General features: G+C 42.6%; 16 protein-coding genes. 11 read left to right on the top strand and 5 right to left on the bottom strand.

Annotation, left to right across the window (positions count from 1 at the left end; translation table 11 throughout):
• Nucleotides 1-14: 14 nt before the first annotated feature.
• Both E0D70_RS02740 and E0D70_RS02745 read right to left on the bottom strand, forming a co-directional pair.
• Complete coding sequence (locus E0D70_RS02740) at nucleotides 15-761, bottom strand: DUF481 domain-containing protein (RefSeq protein ID WP_133010745.1); 747 nt, start codon at nucleotides 759-761, stop codon at nucleotides 15-17.
• Between the two features lie 253 nt (nucleotides 762-1,014).
• Nucleotides 1,015-1,773, bottom strand: coding sequence for a DUF481 domain-containing protein (locus E0D70_RS02745; protein WP_207923187.1), 759 nt, complete (start codon nucleotides 1,771-1,773; stop codon nucleotides 1,015-1,017).
• A gap of 324 nt (nucleotides 1,774-2,097) precedes the next feature.
• On the opposite strand from E0D70_RS02745, the gene E0D70_RS02750 reads away from it, so the two are divergent.
• Nucleotides 2,098-2,622, top strand: a complete 525-nt coding sequence (locus E0D70_RS02750) for a YgjP-like metallopeptidase domain-containing protein (RefSeq protein WP_133010746.1) — start codon at nucleotides 2,098-2,100, stop codon at nucleotides 2,620-2,622.
• 79 nt (nucleotides 2,623-2,701) lie between these two features.
• On the opposite strand, the gene E0D70_RS02755 is transcribed toward E0D70_RS02750, so the two are convergent.
• Nucleotides 2,702-3,373, bottom strand: a complete 672-nt coding sequence (locus E0D70_RS02755) for a 7-cyano-7-deazaguanine/7-aminomethyl-7-deazaguanine transporter (RefSeq protein ID WP_133010747.1) — start codon at nucleotides 3,371-3,373, stop codon at nucleotides 2,702-2,704.
• 503 nt (nucleotides 3,374-3,876) lie between these two features.
• On the opposite strand from E0D70_RS02755, the gene E0D70_RS02760 reads away from it, so the two are divergent.
• The 7 genes from E0D70_RS02760 to E0D70_RS02790 all read left to right on the top strand — a co-directional run bounded on the left by E0D70_RS02760 (nucleotide 3,877) and on the right by E0D70_RS02790 (nucleotide 10,667).
• Nucleotides 3,877-5,367, top strand: coding sequence for a phospholipase C (locus E0D70_RS02760; protein WP_133010748.1), 1,491 nt, complete (start codon nucleotides 3,877-3,879; stop codon nucleotides 5,365-5,367).
• 161 nt (nucleotides 5,368-5,528) lie between these two features.
• A complete protein-coding gene (locus tag E0D70_RS02765; protein ID WP_165942855.1) occupies nucleotides 5,529-6,971 on the top strand; it encodes a 4Fe-4S binding protein in 1,443 nt (480 codons plus the stop codon).
• An 11-nt stretch (nucleotides 6,972-6,982) separates the two neighbouring features.
• Nucleotides 6,983-7,492, top strand: coding sequence for an iron transporter (locus E0D70_RS02770; RefSeq protein WP_165942856.1), 510 nt, complete (start codon nucleotides 6,983-6,985; stop codon nucleotides 7,490-7,492).
• Nucleotides 7,489-8,010, top strand: coding sequence for an iron transporter (locus tag E0D70_RS02775; protein ID WP_133010751.1), 522 nt, complete (start codon nucleotides 7,489-7,491; stop codon nucleotides 8,008-8,010). Before E0D70_RS02770 ends, E0D70_RS02775 begins: the two co-directional genes overlap by 4 nt.
• The gene (locus E0D70_RS02780) at nucleotides 7,997-9,400 is read left to right on the top strand and encodes an alkaline phosphatase family protein (protein WP_165942857.1); all 1,404 of its coding nucleotides are present in this window, start codon (nucleotides 7,997-7,999) and stop codon (nucleotides 9,398-9,400) included. Before E0D70_RS02775 ends, E0D70_RS02780 begins: the two co-directional genes overlap by 14 nt.
• Before the next feature lie 186 nt (nucleotides 9,401-9,586).
• Complete coding sequence (locus E0D70_RS02785) at nucleotides 9,587-10,150, top strand: DJ-1/PfpI family protein (protein WP_133010753.1); 564 nt, start codon at nucleotides 9,587-9,589, stop codon at nucleotides 10,148-10,150.
• Between the two features lie 154 nt (nucleotides 10,151-10,304).
• A complete protein-coding gene (locus E0D70_RS02790; RefSeq protein ID WP_133010754.1) occupies nucleotides 10,305-10,667 on the top strand; it encodes a ribbon-helix-helix domain-containing protein in 363 nt (120 codons plus the stop codon).
• Nucleotides 10,668-10,700: 33 nt separating this feature from the next.
• Here E0D70_RS02790 and E0D70_RS02795 read toward each other — a convergent pair whose 3' ends face one another.
• Nucleotides 10,701-11,558, bottom strand: a complete 858-nt coding sequence (locus E0D70_RS02795; protein WP_133010755.1) for a PA4780 family RIO1-like protein kinase — start codon at nucleotides 11,556-11,558, stop codon at nucleotides 10,701-10,703.
• Between the two features lie 411 nt (nucleotides 11,559-11,969).
• On the opposite strand from E0D70_RS02795, the gene E0D70_RS02800 reads away from it, so the two are divergent.
• Nucleotides 11,970-13,115: a methionine aminotransferase gene (locus E0D70_RS02800; RefSeq protein WP_133010756.1), complete on the top strand. Its 1,146-nt coding sequence runs from the start codon at nucleotides 11,970-11,972 to the stop codon at nucleotides 13,113-13,115.
• A 31-nt stretch (nucleotides 13,116-13,146) separates the two neighbouring features.
• Nucleotides 13,147-14,184, top strand: coding sequence for a HoxN/HupN/NixA family nickel/cobalt transporter (locus tag E0D70_RS02805; protein WP_133010757.1), 1,038 nt, complete (start codon nucleotides 13,147-13,149; stop codon nucleotides 14,182-14,184).
• A gap of 57 nt (nucleotides 14,185-14,241) precedes the next feature.
• On the opposite strand, the gene E0D70_RS02810 is transcribed toward E0D70_RS02805, so the two are convergent.
• Complete coding sequence (locus tag E0D70_RS02810; protein ID WP_133010758.1) at nucleotides 14,242-15,519, bottom strand: DEAD/DEAH box helicase; 1,278 nt, start codon at nucleotides 15,517-15,519, stop codon at nucleotides 14,242-14,244.
• A 440-nt stretch (nucleotides 15,520-15,959) separates the two neighbouring features.
• On the opposite strand from E0D70_RS02810, the gene E0D70_RS02815 reads away from it, so the two are divergent.
• The gene (locus tag E0D70_RS02815) at nucleotides 15,960-17,177 is read left to right on the top strand and encodes an MFS transporter (RefSeq protein WP_133010759.1); all 1,218 of its coding nucleotides are present in this window, start codon (nucleotides 15,960-15,962) and stop codon (nucleotides 17,175-17,177) included.
• The last annotated feature ends 9 nt before the right edge of the window (nucleotides 17,178-17,186 follow it).

Genomic DNA, 17,186 nt, shown 5'->3' on the forward strand with positions numbered 1-17,186 from the left:
CCTCGGGAATTAGCCTAAAAAGAATAGAGCATGGATACCGTTGTTTCTGTATCGGTATTCTCTGTGTCTGCAGGCACCTCTGAAGAGTACTTGATCCGGTATGAAACTTTCATAGCAAGATTGTCGACGATATTAGCTTGTAGCGATGAGACAGATTCAGTGATTGAACTGCCGTGCTCTGTGCCTATCTCAGTGTTTAGCTCTTGTCTAAATAGAGAGGTTTTAGAGAGATTTTTCTCATAAGTCGCGCTAAAACGTGTGATGGGCGTGCGTTCTGAATCATCCGTTGTATTATTTTCATCAATTATGTTATTTCGATAACCTAGACCTACAGATGCCTCTAAATAGGAACCGTCATCTTCTTGCCAAAAGCGATTACCATAACCGGTAGAGGTTGAACTTTGATATTCATAACCTGAGAATAAGTTCTTGTCATAAGCACCACGAACATACCAAAATTGGTGGTCGTTAAATATATAATCACCTTGGACTGTTCCGCGATATTGCTCTTCTGTTTTAGTGTCATCAGAGTCGGCATAAATCGAAGAGAAGGTATAAGTATTACGCCACTTTTTTAATTGCTGAACGATATTAAGCTTACTGTTGATATTGGTTGTTTGGCTGTTCCCCGTTGTCAAAATCATCCCTAATTCTGCAGATCCCTGCCAAGGTTTTTGCGTCTTATTCTGTGGATTTGTATCGGCATAGGCCATCTGTGTTGCCAGAATGGCGAGAAGAGGGAGGTGGTATTTGGCTTTCATTGTTGTCTCCATGTTAATAAACAGTCAAAAGTAAATAACTGCTTTCTTTATTCACTACTGTCACACAGGACAAGGAAAGGTCTTTTCCTTGCGTGTCTGTTGTGTGGCGGCTCCCTGTGAGCAGCAAGTTATTCGAGAAAATAACATGCCTAGAAATAATATTTATTTGATTACAAAAGGTTACACCTTTGCTTCATGATGTTTAGACGCTGTAATCGCTCGTTACATAATCTATATTGATGGGATTGTCTTGTTAGAAAGAATACAGCAAGGTAACGGCGGTCTCAGTGTCTGTCTTTTCAGTATCGGTCGGTACTTTTGATGAATACTGGATTCGATACGAAAGTTTCATTGCAAAGTTATTCGCAATATTGGCTTGTAAGGAGCTAATAGATTCGGTCACTGTTTCTAAATTCTCGATATTTATCTGCGTAGTTAGAGATTGTCGAAAAGCCGATGTGGGTGACAGTTTCTTGGTTAATTTCACCGCTAGGCGAGTGATAACACCACGATCAAGGCTGCCTTCCTCAGTGCCTGTTTCAATTTGGTTTCTTCGATAACCAATACCCGCTGAGGCCTCTAGGAAAGAGCCATCTTCCTCCTGCCAAACTCGGTTACCATAACCAGTTGAAACACTACTTTTGTATTTATAACCAGAAAAAAGGTCTCTCTCTGCTTGGCCGCGGAGGTACCAAAATTCTTTATCGTTAAACTTATAGTCACTTTGTAGTGACCCTCGATAAATTTCTGCTGTCGTTACATCGTCAGAGTCTGAATAGATAGACTCAAAGGAATAATGATTACGCCAATTTTCTAAATTTTGATCGATGTGTATTGCGCCGTTGATATTGTTAGTATCACTGGTACCTGAGGTTCTTTGTATTCCTAATTCGAAAGAGCCTGACACTCCTTTTTTGTCGATAGATACTATTGTTTTTTTGTCAGCAGTAGCAGCAAAAGCCATTTGTGCAGCGAACATAACCAATATAGGTAAGCTGTACTTTAAAATCATGAAAACCCTTTCTATTGAAAAAGCGGCTAATAAAGCCGCTGTCATTAAGGCAAGATAATGTGTTCTACATTTTGTTAATTATCAAAACATCGCCTGTGCGTTGAAATTTAACATAAAAATTTGAGTGGACTTAGAGCCGTTTTGAGAAACTTACTTTTTCTTAGATTATTTCCATATTCGTGTGTTTATACAGATAAGAAATTGACATGCTGATGCCATGACTCAGTCGTTATGTTTTTAATGTATTTATTTCTTGTCGGTGTTTGAATCCAAAGTCGGGTAAAATGAGGTCTTTATCCGGTCTCGCTTTGTAGGAAAAGTATTATGAGTCAGAGTAACCAAGAGGCACCGAATTTACGTTATCTCAATGCCTACAGTGCACAGCTTCAACAGCAGGCGCAAGGTTTGCTTGAGGCAGGAAAAACGGCTGATTTTTTATTAAAACGATACCCGGACGCTCACAATATTAACGGTACTCGTCCGCTGTATGATTATGCAATGGCATTGAAAAATCAATTTATGCGCAGTTCCGCTCCTATTAGTAAAGTTGTTTACGACGATAAAATTCATGTAATCAATAATGCATTAGGGCTGCATACCTTCGTGTCGCGAGTGCAGGGAAATAAACTCAAAGCTAAAAATGAGATTCGAATATCTTCTTTGTTTCGTCGTATTCCTGAACCACTATTAAAGATGATCGTTGTACATGAGCTGGCGCATTTACGAGAGAAAGAACATGACAAGGCTTTCTATAAATTATGTTGTTACATGGAGCCAGATTACCATCAGCTAGAGTTCGACCTGCGACTTTATCTTTGCCATCGAGATTGGTTTGGGGATCTTTGGTAAATTATCAAAAAGAGCGGAAGTTGCTATATTGGCTTTAATCTCTGAGAAAGGAGCTTCGCCGCTCCTTTCTCATGGGTGACTAAACTTTGACGCCGACTAATCGGAAATCAGGCTTCACGGCAGTGATTTTTTTCACTAAATAGGTTAACAAAACACCGTACATTGGAATAAATAATCCAATGCTAATAAACAGCTTGAAGCTGTAATCTGCTAGTGCAATCTCTTTCCAATGCTGCGCCATAAATAGATCTGGGCTTTGATAGAAAGCAATACTAAAGAAAACTAACGTGTCTAAACCATTTCCTAGCAGTGTTGACGCTGCGGGTGCGATCCACCATTGCTTCATTTGACGAAGACGGTTAAAAACTTGCACATCTAAGATCTGACCAAATAAGTAGGCGACTAAACTTGCGATGGCAATACGCATGACAAACCAGTTTATCGAGGTTAGATCTTCGTAGCCTTGAAATTGGCCCTGAGCAAAGATAACGGATAGCGCATAAGACACAATCAGTGATGGCATCATGACTAGAAAAATAATGCGACGGGCTAGCCGTGCACCTAAAATTCGAACCGTGAGATCTGTCGCTAGAAAAATAAAGGGAAAAGTGAATGCCCCCCATGTGGTGTGAAAACCCAATACCGTAAAAGGGATTTGTACTAGGTAATTGCTTGAAGCGATAACCAACAGATGGAATGCTGCAAGATAGATTAGCGCCTTACGTCGCTGCTCAGGAGTAAAATTATTCATTGTGGTGCCTTTTTTTTGATTTTGACTTGAATGCTGTTTGGGGTGAGGGAACCCAAATTAAAATATCAACACGACCAGCCTGACCCATTTGGCCAAACACGGCGCGTGATTATACATTAACCGACTGTTTAAGAAAGGGCGTCTTGTATGCTTCTTGTACAAAAACAGTGAGGCGTCAGTTTTAGTGACATAGATGAAAAAATTATTAACGATTTAAAGCGTTGTTGTTTTTCACGGAAACTATTGAGCTATTGAAATGTCTAGTAACTGAAAGTTGCTGATATTCAGGAAAACAATTCTCAAAAATTATAAGATAATCATTTACATAGAGCACAAAAAAAGACCTACAGTCATTTTTCTCTTAATAAAACGTAAGAGATTTGAAATCTTCTTGTTCGTAAAAAAACGGACACAATTCTGTCATTAACCCCCTCTAGTCTGAATCACATTCAGTATTCCTACTGACTATGTGCTTTTCAATCTGAGTCTACAGGGAAGTTTCCATGCGCTTATCAAAACCATCTTTATTAGGGACGTGCACAGCACTTGCTTTGCCTTTATGTATTTCTACTGCTGTTCATGCAGCCAATGCATCAGAGTACACGGCTACGCCGATTAAGCATGTGGTAGTGATTTTTCAAGAAAATGTGTCATTCGATCATTATTTTGGCACCTATCCAAACGCAACAAATCCAAAAGGTGAGCCCGCTTTTCATGCTAAAGCGAATACACCTGCGATGAACGGATTGACGGAACAACTTCTTAAACATAACCCCAATGAACTCAATCCATTTCGTATGGTGCGAAACCAAGAGCCTTTTGATCAAGACCATGGATACGACGCTGAGCAAGATGCTTATAACGGCGGTTTGATGAATCAGTTTTTTGCCAAAGCAGGCAATAAACATTCTGCTGAAGGTCAGCGTCAGGTAATGGGTTATTACGATGGTAATACCGTGACAGCGCTTTGGAATTACGCACAAAACTTTGCTATGAGTGATAACTCTTACGGCACTATTTTTGGTCCATCTACTCCAGGTGCATTAAATCTAGTAGTGGGTCGCACAGGCCCTGTGATGCAAGAGCATACACCAGGAGTCGAAGGCGGTAATTTGGTGGGCGATAATAATCCTCGATTAGATGATTGCTCCTACTCAGATGCAAGCATGGCAAAAAAATATGAGCATGATTTGAATGCGACAGACCCGAAAAAACGGATTGTGCTCAGTGGCCATAATGTTGGCGATTTATTGAATAAAAAACACGTTACTTGGGGCTGGTTTGAGGGTGGTTTTGATCCAACCAGCTATAAAAATGGCTTTGCGACATGTGGCATGAAAAGCACTAACCAATTTGGTGGTGTGAAAGGTGATTACATCCCTCATCACGAACCATTTCAATATTTCCAATCTACTTCTAACCCACATCATTACCCGCCATCTAGCATTGCGAAAGTAGGTGACGATGATCAAGCCAACCATCAATACAGCTTAAAAACTTTCTGGAGAGCGGCTGATTCTGGCCATCTTCCAGCGGTGACTTTCTTGAAAGCGAAAGGCATTGAAGATGGACATGCAGGATATTCCAACCCTCTTGATGAGCAACGTTTCTTAGTTAATACCATTAATCGATTGGAAAAACTGCCGACCTGGAAAGATACCATGATTGTCATTGCTTATGATGATTCTGATGGTTACTACGATCACGTTATGCCACCTAAAAACCATTTTGCTGAGCAAACTGGACGTCACGGATACGGCCCTCGCTTGCCTTTGTTGGTGGTGTCTCCTTACGCAAAAACAAACTTTATTGATCACTCAGTGACAGATCAAAGCTCGGTAATGCGTTTCATTGAGGACAATTGGAAACTAGGCCGCGCCGGAAATTCGATGGATGCTCATGCCGGTGCTTTGAATGGCATGCTGAACTTTAGTAAAGATAATAAAGCTCATGTGCTTATCCTAGATCCAGAAACTGGTGTCGTAGCGTCATAACATTATAAAGCATGGGTGATTTTTAACTGCAGGGGTTGTCATGCTATTTGAAGCGAGTCTGTGACTCGCTTCATTTTTTCGATAGTAGCTCCTATTTATAAGCGCATATACAGCATTACTTGTCCTTTACTTAAAAAAATTTGGACGATTTTATGAGGGTCATGATGTTTTCATCTCAACCGGCACGAGTAGAAAAATGGCTAGATGGAGGCTTGGTACGACTCGGTCGTAGTCGTCTTTATTGGCAAGTATTTATGCTTATGTGCTTGTGTATATTGCTAGTGCTGCCTTTGTTCTATTCGGTGCCCAAGTATCAATGGCAAACACCTTGGAATAATAGCCAACTGTTCAGCGAATGGATGCTGTGGGCCATATGGTATCCGGGTACTTTATTGTCTGTGTTATTTGTCGGGCGTTTATGGTGTGGAATATTGTGTCCATTGGGTGCTATGAGTGAATGGTTCAGTCATCTCGGAGCACATATTCCTGTGCCTCGTTTTGTTAAGCATCCGATGACCGCCGCAATGAGTTTTATCTTGATTACTGTATGGGCACAAACGCTCGATGTTCGCGACGACTTACACACTGCTTTAGTGTTGTTTTCGGTGATGTTTGCGCTGGCCATTGGTTGTGGCTTGCTGTTTGGTAGTGAGCATAAGCAAGGTCGTCGGGTGTGGTGTCGTCATCTATGTCCTATTGGTTCCATTCTCGGTGTTTTCTCTCGATTGGGTGTGACGAATTTGGTCTCTAAACAACGCCGTATGGTGGAGAAGGATGAGTATCATCAACGCATTGAAGCTGTAGCAGAAGGTTATCGTGACAATGGTTTATGCCCCACTAGTATTGACCTTGGCAGTAAGAAAACATCGCGTCATTGTATTAAGTGTGCGCGTTGCGTAAATCCTGATTCACGGGGGGGATTGAAGGTACAGCTGCGCTTGCTGGGCAGCGAGATAATTAATATTGAGCGTCATGCTCCCTGTTTTTCTGAATTATGGTTCATCTGGCTTGCACCGGGACTGGCCGTGGCTGGCTTTGTGTGGAGCAGTACTCCGTTATACGTCTCGTTTCGCCAAGCGTTGGGACATTTTGCTATGTCTCGTCAATGGTATGGCTTATTTCAATCAGGTCCTGCTTGGTTAATGAATCAAAATTCTGCGTTAAATCAACATTATCTATGGCTCGATTTTATTTCGATTAGCGGTTTTATGATTGGGTGTGCGTTGCTCTTGGCACTTCCTCTGTTGATATGCTCATGGCTGGCGAGTGGATTATTTAGGAAGCGTTCAGATTCTCTATTGATGCGCATGTCGATTTTTGGTTATCAGTTCGCACCTATGGCGATGTTGTGCATTGTATTAGGTCTTGGCAGCACCTTGTTTGCGTCCTTGAAAACCTTACTGGGCAGCGGTGTTATTGTCTTAGAAGTAGGTTTATTGGCTATAGCTTTGCTGTTTAATTTAGTGAGTGGATGGCGTTGGCTGCAGAAACAAAGTTTGCCTTTAGGCGCACAAATTGTCACCAGTTTGTTGTTTTTCATTGGCTGTATTCTACTCAGTGTCGCCACTTTATGGAGTATTTTTCCATCTTTACTGTTTCATTAAAGGAACGGATTATGCGTTCTATTGTATTTTTCTTAGCCCTGAGTTTTATAACGATGAGCCATCAGGTTCAGGCGCAAGAGCGTGAAGGGAATACGCTGTTGGGGTCAATCGATAAAGATGGTATGAATCTTTCCAGTGGTATACGCCTGGAAGGTGAAAATTTGGTGTTGTGGAGCCGTCCCAAAGCCAATGCCTATAATCCTAATGGTTATGTGACGAATGATTTCATTTCGTTTTGTAAGGTGTCTTATACGTTACAAAAACTAGATGGTATCTGGCAGAAAACTATAATTTCACCAATGCGTTTAACTCAAACGGGACCTGAATATGGCCAAGTGATGATGCTAGATGGCGCAGGGCAATATCGGTGGCGTATTCAGTACCAACCTCCCATAGAAAATGGTTTTTTCCGACACATAGATAAAGCCACGGGCGTTGCTCCTTGGTGGAAGCCGTTTGTACTGACTTATACTTTTACCTTGGATGCGAAGGGTCAGATTCATAAAGGGGTTTCGTCATGATGCATTCAGCTATGTATCTTTTTTTGGTTTTGCTTAGCGCAAAGGTGTGGGCATTGGATGTGGTGTTTGGTCCTGATGTAGGTATCAATGGTATGAAAGTAGGGGCAAGTTATATTCAAGGTATCATGATGTCGCCAAAAATGGTGGGAGCACAAACTCACGCAGACATCCATTTGGAAACGGATGTACATGCTCTGCCGGGAAATCCTCAAGGTTTCCCCGCTACGTCTTGGATGCCTGGTTTAAAAATCCATTTTGCACTCTTGAAAGCAGGCAGCGATTGGCATTATGAAGCCGATTATCTTCCAATGGTCGCTCAAGGCGGGACTCATTACGGTCGGAACATAACACTAGATGGGCCAGGGCATTATTTACTGACAAATTATTATGAGCCACCATCAAAAAACGCTTTATTTTTGATAAAAAATGCAGGGCCGGGGGTCTTTCCATGGTGGAAGCCTTTTATTCGCCATTATCAATTTGACTTCTTTGGAACAGGAAAAAATGGTGGTTATTAAATCTCTTATTGCCCTTTCGATAGCGCTTTTGTGTGTAAATGCACCCTGTGCCTCGGTGCATTACGAGTTATCTAGACCGACCCTCACACCGATCAAGCACGTTGTCGTAGTGATGTTACAGAACGAAAGTTTTGACCGTTATTTTGGACGTTATCCAATAGCAGAAAACAAGCCTGGCGAGGCGGCTTTTCATGCGCTTAACAATACGCCCCAAGTGACCGGATATAGTAAGGCAGTGCTGACCCAAAATCCGAATTTAACCAATCCGTATCGTCTTGCACCCGCAGAGCCAACGTGCGATTTAGGCTATGGTCCATTGGCCCAAAAAGCCTCGTATAACCATGGGGAAAACAATATGTTTATCTGGTTGGACAGCAGCGGTCCAATCAATAGCATCAATGATGATGGTTGTTTTCCACAGTCTGTTATGGGGTATTACGACGGAAATACACTTCATGCGCTTTGGCATTATGCGCAGGAATATGTCATGGCAGATCATTTTTTTGCCACGGACTACTCTTCCACTGTGTCGGGATTATTGAACGAAATCGCAGGGACTACTCATGGTGTCTTGCCGCGAATGTCACCAGGTGTTAATTACCACGATTACCTTCTAGGTAACAACGAGCCGCTCTATGATGATGCAAGCTCAGATCATTATAAGGTGCATCTGACAGGTAATAATATTGGCGATTTATTGAATCAAAAACAGGTTACTTGGGGAGCTTTTATCGGCGGATTTATGCCTAGTTCTCGAACCAAAGAAGGCAAAGCAATTTTGGTCGACCGCTCATTGAGCCTACAAGGTTCAATAATAAAAGATTACTTTTCTTATAATGACCCTTTCCAATATTTTAAGACAACGGCTAATCCACATCATCTGGCACCAGAGTCCGAGGCGAATATCGGGTATCAGGATCAAGCCAACCATCAATATGATTTGAGTCAAATGTGGCTCGCTTTAAAGAACAATAACTTGCCGGCGGTGAGTTATGTGATCCCTAAAGCTTCGCAAAATGGCCATGTTGGAAGCTCCTCGCCTTTAGATGAACAAGCTTTTTTGACACAGCTGATTTCGCGGATAAAGCAAAGTACAGTGTGGCCAAGTACTGCGGTTATGTTGGTATGGAATAATTCTGATGGCTGGTACGATCATGTCACGCCGCCCAAAGCGACAAAGGATATGGCGGGAACAGGTTATGGTCCACGATTACCATTCCTGATTGTGTCGAAATGGGCCAAACATAATGTAGTAGACCATCAACAGCTTGATCAAAGCTCCGTATTGCGATTTATTGAAAATAACTGGAATCTTGGCTTTTTAGGAAAACAAACGCCTGACCGCTACGCGAACTCGTTGGACAACATGTTCGACTTCCACAGAGGCTAATCTTGCTATGTATTGTTGGTTTTCTTTGGTGCCTCATGCCACGAGCGAGGCGTCTTATTGTTTGATGCGCGGTATTCATTCAGGATACTGATGCTAAGATGTTTGTAGTAATGACTTAATACCAGATTGCTTTTAGGTGTTGTTACTATCAGGTCTCTGTTCAAAAATAATAATCAGGAGCAAGTGATGACAAGTAAAAAAATTCTAATGATTACAGGCGATTTTACCGAAGATTATGAAACCATGGTGCCATTTCAAACCTTGATGGCGGTTGGTCATGTTGTTCATGCCGTTTGCCCTGATAAAGTGAGTGGTGACACCGTCAAAACCGCGATTCATGATTTTGAAGGCGATCAAACTTACACGGAAAAACCGGGCCATAATTTTGCGCTGAACGCAGATTTCGACAAAATTAATGTTGAAGACTACGACGCATTGGTTATCCCTGGTGGTCGTGCTCCTGAATATTTACGACTTAATCCTGCAGTATTAGAGATGGTTCGCCATTTCTTTACCACCAACAAACCTGTCGCAACGGTTTGTCATGGTGCGCAAATACTTTCAGCGGCAGGTGTACTTAAAGGCAAGAAATGCTCCGCTTACCCTGCTTGTCGTCCTGAAGTTGAGCAAGCTGGTGGCGAATATGCGGACATTCCAGTGGATCAAGCTGTCACGAGTGGCAATTTGGTTTCTGCACCAGCATGGCCTGCTCATCCAGCTTGGTTAGCGCAATTTATCGCCTTGCTATAACCTCGTAAAGATAAGAAAGCAGTAGCAACGGCTTTCTTATCTTCTTTCTTATTGAGGGTGCAATTCTTGACTAGTTCATCGTCCTTTCTTGCGTTGTTGCCCTTTCTTACTTCTATCGCTACACTTTTTGCTTAATCAGCGAAGAGGTAGATCTATGTGTAAACTCTTTATTAATGCCGATGCTGACCTTTGGTCATCAACCACGCACTCCCTTCGAATGGACGGAATGGTAACAAGCGTGCGTCTAGAAAATGCCTATTGGCGATTATTAACTGAAATTGGTGCTAGAGATGGGCTAAGTGTGACCCAGTTAATAACACGGTTATATCAAGAGTCTATTAAGGCGGGGCATGACCTAACGAATTTCACATCCTTTTTACGGGTATGTGCGTTGAGGTATCAGGCGTTGCAATTGAATGGTGAGATACCTCCTCAATCAGAGATATCTATTGCTTCACTAGATTCGGATCGAATTTTACAGAATGAATCTAAATTAGCGTCTAGAGGGGTGCACTGACACCAATAAATATATTGGTATCAGTGTATTTTCTTAGTTCTCTTCGTCGTCTGCGTTCATTCTTGCTAGGCGATCTTCTTCTTCTGCTAATGCTTCTTGTATTTCTAGCAACACAGCGTCTACATCCGCCTCTTCGGTTGGCTCATCAAACAGGCCTGTTAATTCTGTGTCTGGTGTTAGTTTGCCCGACTCATAAATAGACCAAATTTCTTTCGCATATTTTGTTTCTAGAATCTCAGGAGCGAACATGCCGTAATAATCACGCATATTGTTCACATCACGCTCTAACATCCATTCCGCATGGTTATTAGCAACGGCGTCAACGGCTTGTGGTAAGTCGATAATCACTGGGCCATTGGAATCCACTAGAACGTTAAATTCTGATAAATCTCCATGCACCAAACCAGCACATAACATGCGTACGATATCCCTGATGATGACATCAAAGTCTTCGCGTGCTTGCTCAGCAGACATGGATACGTCATTTAAGCGTGGTGCAACATCGCCATCGTCATCAGTGATGAGTTCCATAAGCAAGACACCATCAAAGCAACCATACGGTTTTGGCACGCGTACTCCAGCATTTGCTAGTTTGTACAATGCATCGACTTCGGCGTTATGCCATAGATTTTCTTGTTCTTCTCGACCAAATTTGGAGCCTTTCTCCATGGCGCGAGCGCGGCGACTGTTTTTTACTTTACGGCCTTCACGGTATTGGACAGCTTGTTTAAAGCTGCGTTTGCTGGCTTCTTTATAGACTTTGGCACAGCGAATATCCGAACCACAGCGAACCACATATACGGTGGCTTCTTTACCGCTCATTAATTGTCGAAGTACTTCATCGACCAAACCGTCTTCAAGAAGCGGTTGAATTCTCTTAGGGATTTTCATGCTGCTCCTTATACAGGCATTAGATGATAGATGTCACTAACAGAAACAAAAAACAAAAATATATTCCTTATTTTGGCCAAGCTAGGCTTGGTTTACACTATGGAAAAAGTGATTTAATGCGAAGAAAATTGACCTTATTTAGCCATTACGCCATTCACTTTTGATATTCCGCTCTCATCGACGTCTCAATTTATCACTATATCGTAAATCATAGGGAAACGATTAAATTATCTCCGATAATTGATGTTTTGGCTAACATCTGCCCTTTTTCAAGAGGAATAAAAGGGAATGACGGCTGGATGCAGAATCCTCATTGATAAGTGAAAGAGAATCTATTGATCTTTTGTCTGTAAGTCTTTTAACTAGCTGGATTATTCTAGACATCTTATTCTGTTTTAAGGCCAATATCACGTGACTATCGCTTCCAAATTACCCGATGTGGGAACCACTATTTTTACTAAAATGTCAGCTTTGGCGGCCGAGAAGGGGGCTATTAATTTGTCTCAAGGGTTTCCTGACTTTAGGCCAGATGAAAGACTATTAACTAGAGCATCTGAAGCTCTGTTAAATGGCAATAATCAATATTCACCCATGGCGGGATTGCCTGCTTTACGGGACGCGATTGCTGAGTTGATTGCTCGACACTATGGGCGCGGCGTGAGTCCAGTGGGTGAAATAACGGTGACCAGTGGAGCTTCTGAAGCGATCTTTGATGCCATTACTGCGTTAGTTCATCAGGGTGATGAAGTCATTCTATTTGACCCTGCTTATGACTTGTATGAGTCCGCGATTATATTAGCAGGTGGGGTTTGCCGACGAGTAACACTCACAGCACCAGATTTTCGTCCTGATTGGCAAGTGTTTGCGTCTCTGCTGACAGACAAAACACGCTTAGTACTGATTAATACACCGCATAACCCAACAGGTAGCTGTTGGACTACCGGCGATTTAGAGCTTCTGTGGCAAGCGATTAAAAGCCGAGATATTTATGTATTGTCTGATGAAGTCTATGAATTTATTCATTTTGGTGAAAGCGCAGTAAGTGTTCACAAACACGCTAAGTTAAGTGAGCGTAGCTTAGTGGTGTCTTCGTTTGGTAAAAGTTTTCATTTAACTGGGTGGAAAGTAGGGTATGTGGTGGCACCAATAGAGTTAATGGTAGAGCTGCGTAAAGTTCATCAGTATGTGACTTTCTGTACGGCGACGCCTTTGCAACAAGCCTTGGCTGAACACTTAGAGCAGGCGCCAGAGAGCAGCGCCGAATTGGCTGCGTTCTATCAGAAAAAACGAGATGTTCTAAGAAATGCGTTGGCAGACAGTCGTTTTACTTTATTGCCTTGTGATGGCACGTATTTTCAGTTGTTAGATTACCGTGATATTAGCGATCTTGATGACGTGGAATTTTGTGAATGGTTAGTAGATGAAGTGGGTGTGGCGGCGATTCCGGTGAGTGTTTTTTATCAGCAAGCGCCTAAAGGTCAACGATTGATTCGTCTTTGTTTTGCTAAAGAGGAAGGCACTCTCATTGAAGCAGCTCAGCGTTTAAGCCGTCTCTAACCTTTAATCATTAATTAAAAAGGGATCATTCATGCTATTTCTGCGACACTCAACTCGACGACGTGCCTTCTTTATGATGTCGGCGTTAGTACTCTCAAACATCGTTGCGTGGGGATGGGCATTTTATACCTTTCATGACAATGTGTCTTTGATCGGGACAGCGTTATTAGCTTGGACTTATGGGCTGCGTCATGCAGTGGATGCAGATCATATAGCAGCCATTGATAATGTGACTCGTAAACTCATGCAACAAAAGCAAAAGCCACTTGCAGTGGGCGCATTTTTCTCATTAGGCCACTCAACGATTGTTGTTCTCGCCTCGCTAGCCATTGCACTAGCTGTTAGTCATCTGTCGACGCAGAGCGGATGGTGGCAGAATGTTGGTGGCATCATTAGCACTAGCATATCCGCTTTGTTTTTATTGGCGCTAGGCTTAGTGAATTTGTATATTTTGAATGAGGTTTGGCAACGCTTTAATGCGCTAAAACGAGGAGAGCCTCAACATGAACGCACAGATCATGTGATATCGGGTGGTCTGATGAGTCGCCTATATGGTCGATTATTTGTTTTAATCAATCACAGTTGGCAAATGTATTTTGTCGGCTTTTTATTTGGTTTAGGGTTCGACACCGCGACAGAAGTTGGTCTGTTGGGTATTTCTGCTGCAGGGTCTTCAAATGGTATGTCAGCTTGGTCGATTATGGTTTTCCCTGCTTTGTTTGCCGTTGCGATGGCACTTGTGGATTCATTAGATAATTTGTTGATGGTGAAAGCCTATGGTTGGGCGTTTGAGAAACCAATGCGTAAGCTGTATTACAATATAACTATCACGGCGACATCCGTAATTGTTGCCTTTTTTATCGGCGGCTTCGAGGCATTGGGTTTGATCGGCGGACAGCTACATCTGACCGGCGAATTTTGGCACGGTGTTGCCGAGATTAGTGATAACCTTGGTAATGCAGGCTTTATAGTGATTGGTATTATGTCGGTGTGCTGGTTGTTTTCTTTAGTAAATTATCGCCTGCGAGGTTATGACAAAATGGAGCTTGCCTCTCAGCCGAAACCATAAAGAAAACCGTCAATCAAGAGATAGAAGAGAGGAATCAGCGATGCCTCTCTTGGTGTATTAGCGACGACGTTGTGGCTTTTTGTTTTTCTTACGGTCAACGCCAAGAGCGTGCGCACGAAGTGCTTTCTTAGAGGGCTCGCGTTTCTTCTTTGTTTCAGATGGCGCATTTAAGTCCGGTTCGAAGCCTGGGAACCATCTAGGGTTAAAGTTTTCTTCAACCAGCTTTCCTATATCGGCTAAGAGGTAGTTTTCTTTTTCGGATACTAAAGAGACCGCTAGACCTGTTGAGCCAGCTCGACCAGTTCGACCAATGCGGTGGATGTAATCTTCTGCATTGTAAGGCAGCTCATGGTTAACAACATATTGTAAGTTCTGGATATCCAAGCCTCTGGCAGCAATGTCTGTAGCGATCAATGCTCTTACTTTACCTGCTTTAAAATCTGCGAGAACACGATCGCGTGCGCCTTGTGACTTATCACCATGAATGGCTTGAGTGGCAATGCCATCCTTCTGCATTTCTTTAGCGAGTTCATCCGCACCTTGCTTAGTACGAGTGAAGACTAGTACTTGTTTCCAGTTCTTCGAGCCGATCAAGAATGACAACAGCGCACTTTTTTGATTGTTATCTACTTGGTAGACCACTTGCTCGACTTTACTCGCCGTTGCGTTGCGTTGATCTACTTCGATTAATTTGGGGTTTTTCAATAAGGTTTTACTGAGCGCAAGAATCTCATTACTAAAGGTGGCAGAGAAAAACAAAGTTTGGCGACCGCTAGGTACCTTCGTTAGGATTCGCTGGATATCGACAATGAAGCCCATGTCGAGCATTCGATCGGCCTCATCTAACACCAATGTTTTCAATTCATGCAGTTTTATTAGGTTTTTGGTCAGTAATTCTAGTAAACGGCCAGGCGTTGCAATCAAAACATCACAGCCTTTATTTAAGGCGCTAATTTGAGTGTTGATGCTGGCACCGCCATAAACAACAACAGATTGTACCGATGAATCTTTACTGTACATGGTAAAGCTGTTGTATACCTGCTGTGCCAATTCTCGTGTTGGTGTGAGCACCAAGACACTAATTTTTTTATACTTTTGGTTATTCAGACCCGCTTCGCTGGTTTGGTCTATATCATTTTGTGCTAATAAACGATGCAACAAAGGCAGAGCAAACGCCGCTGTTTTACCGGTCCCTGTTTGTGCGCCAGCCATGACATCTCTTTGCGCCAGTATTGCGGGAATGGCCGCGTTCTGAATAGGTGTGGGATTACTGTAACCACGTTCGGTAACCGTGTTAATCAGTGTTTTATGAAGGCCTAATGACGCAAAACTCATGAACTTGCTCGCTTAATGGTATACGGGATACGAAAGTCGCTAGTGTAGCATTTTGGATAAAAAGGCGACTTTGTTTTATGTGAATTGTGAGTTTTTTTTAACTCGTGAGACCAACAATAGAAAATAACGCTTATGTGCCGCCACAATTGTAAGGATTATGTTCATTTTATTGGATGGAAGAAGCAATCTTTACGAGACGATATTATCTGGGGAAACAATTAGACTATATGTATCTATCGATTTACAAACTATCCAACCTCGGAATATAACGTGTTTTCAGCGTAGAAAAAATAAAGACAAATATACCGCGGCTGATAGATCCCCTTCTAATGTTCTGATCTAGCATTAATAAAACAGTGTATCTGAAAGCATTGTTGCCTCGTGTTTTGTCTTCTCTAATTCCCTCTGCCTACTCGGCTGTACCTTGTAAGGAAGTCATTATGTTCTCTTTGACCTCGACCCAGCGCAATGTGGCTTTTGCTAGTTTTGCGAGCTGGACGTTGGACGCGTTTGATTTTTTTATTCTCGTTTTTGTACTTAGTGATCTAGCCGCTAATTTTAAGACGACGATTGCCACCGTTTCCATGGCGATTATGCTAACGCTTGCCGTCAGGCCGATAGGTGCCCTGATCTTTGGGCGATTAGCTGAAAAGTATGGGCGTCGTCCGATTCTTATGACAAACATAGTGTTATTTTCTATTTTTGAGATTCTTACTGCGTGGTCGCCATCGTTAACGGCTTTTATGGCGTTTCGTGTTTTATATGGTATTGCCATGGGAGGAATTTGGGGGGTTGCATCTGCCTTGGTCATGGAAAGTATTCCTGATCGCTCTCGCGGCTTTATGTCAGGTGTTTTCCAAGCGGGCTATCCTGCCGGTTATTTACTTGCTTCGATTGTCTTTGGTTTATGTTATGCGTGGGCCGGTTGGCGCGGTATGTTTTTGATCGGTGCTTTGCCCATTTTGCTTTTACCTTTTATTTATTTCAAAGTGCCTGAATCCCCAGTGTGGTTGGCAGCACAAGCTCGTAAAGAGAAAATGGCGATATGGCCAACTATTCGAGAAAACTGGAAAGTGTGCGTGTTTATGGTGTTGTTGATGACCTGTTTTAACTTTTTCAGCCATGGCACACAAGATTTATACCCCACTTTCTTGAAAGTTCAGCATCACTTTGACACTCATACTGTGAGTATTATTGCCATCTGTTACAACATCGCAGCCATGCTAGGCGGTGTGGTTTTCGGTACCTTGTCAGAAAAAATAGGTCGTAAGAAAGCGATCATGATGGCTGCTTTCTTAGCGTTGCCTATCATCCCATTATGGGCGTTTGCCAGTGGCTCGATTGCGATCGGTATCGGTGCTTTTCTCATGCAATTCATGGTGCAAGGAGCGTGGGGTGTCGTGCCTACGTATTTAAATGAATTAGTTCCTGCTAATGCACGCGCTATTTTGCCAAGCTTTGTTTATCAAACAGGTAACTTATTGGCCTCAGTGAATGCGGAAGTACAGACTAATATAGCGTCTGCTCATGGTGGTAATTACGGTTTGGCAATGGCAATAGTCGCCGGGACTGTCGCAGTTTTGATCTGTGTATTAGTGTACTTTGGTAGAGAAACTAGGGGCATGAAAATGTCTGTTGAGCCCGAGGCGGTAAGTTAACGCCGTCAC

Source organism: Marinomonas flavescens, from assembly GCF_004352835.1.
Taxonomy (GTDB): Bacteria; Pseudomonadota; Gammaproteobacteria; order Pseudomonadales; family Marinomonadaceae; genus Marinomonas; species Marinomonas flavescens.

What these genes read in the sequence shown, in the direction of transcription:
- E0D70_RS02745 (WP_207923187.1), bottom strand. Translation starts at nt 1,773, where the DNA reads ATGATTTTAAAGTACAGCTTACCTATATTGGTTATGTTCGCTGCACAA.
- E0D70_RS02815 (WP_133010759.1), top strand. Translation starts at nt 15,960, where the DNA reads ATGTTCTCTTTGACCTCGACCCAGCGCAATGTGGCTTTTGCTAGTTTT.
- E0D70_RS02790 (WP_133010754.1), top strand. Translation starts at nt 10,305, where the DNA reads ATGTGTAAACTCTTTATTAATGCCGATGCTGACCTTTGGTCATCAACC.
- E0D70_RS02810 (WP_133010758.1), bottom strand. Translation starts at nt 15,519, where the DNA reads ATGAGTTTTGCGTCATTAGGCCTTCATAAAACACTGATTAACACGGTT.
- E0D70_RS02740 (WP_133010745.1), bottom strand. Translation starts at nt 761, where the DNA reads ATGAAAGCCAAATACCACCTCCCTCTTCTCGCCATTCTGGCAACACAG.
- E0D70_RS02750 (WP_133010746.1), top strand. Translation starts at nt 2,098, where the DNA reads ATGAGTCAGAGTAACCAAGAGGCACCGAATTTACGTTATCTCAATGCC.
- E0D70_RS02805 (WP_133010757.1), top strand. Translation starts at nt 13,147, where the DNA reads ATGCTATTTCTGCGACACTCAACTCGACGACGTGCCTTCTTTATGATG.
- E0D70_RS02780 (WP_165942857.1), top strand. Translation starts at nt 7,997, where the DNA reads ATGGTGGTTATTAAATCTCTTATTGCCCTTTCGATAGCGCTTTTGTGT.
- E0D70_RS02755 (WP_133010747.1), bottom strand. Translation starts at nt 3,373, where the DNA reads ATGAATAATTTTACTCCTGAGCAGCGACGTAAGGCGCTAATCTATCTT.
- E0D70_RS02795 (WP_133010755.1), bottom strand. Translation starts at nt 11,558, where the DNA reads ATGAAAATCCCTAAGAGAATTCAACCGCTTCTTGAAGACGGTTTGGTC.
- E0D70_RS02770 (WP_165942856.1), top strand. Translation starts at nt 6,983, where the DNA reads ATGCGTTCTATTGTATTTTTCTTAGCCCTGAGTTTTATAACGATGAGC.
- E0D70_RS02785 (WP_133010753.1), top strand. Translation starts at nt 9,587, where the DNA reads ATGACAAGTAAAAAAATTCTAATGATTACAGGCGATTTTACCGAAGAT.
- E0D70_RS02760 (WP_133010748.1), top strand. Translation starts at nt 3,877, where the DNA reads ATGCGCTTATCAAAACCATCTTTATTAGGGACGTGCACAGCACTTGCT.
- E0D70_RS02775 (WP_133010751.1), top strand. Translation starts at nt 7,489, where the DNA reads ATGATGCATTCAGCTATGTATCTTTTTTTGGTTTTGCTTAGCGCAAAG.
- E0D70_RS02765 (WP_165942855.1), top strand. Translation starts at nt 5,529, where the DNA reads ATGATGTTTTCATCTCAACCGGCACGAGTAGAAAAATGGCTAGATGGA.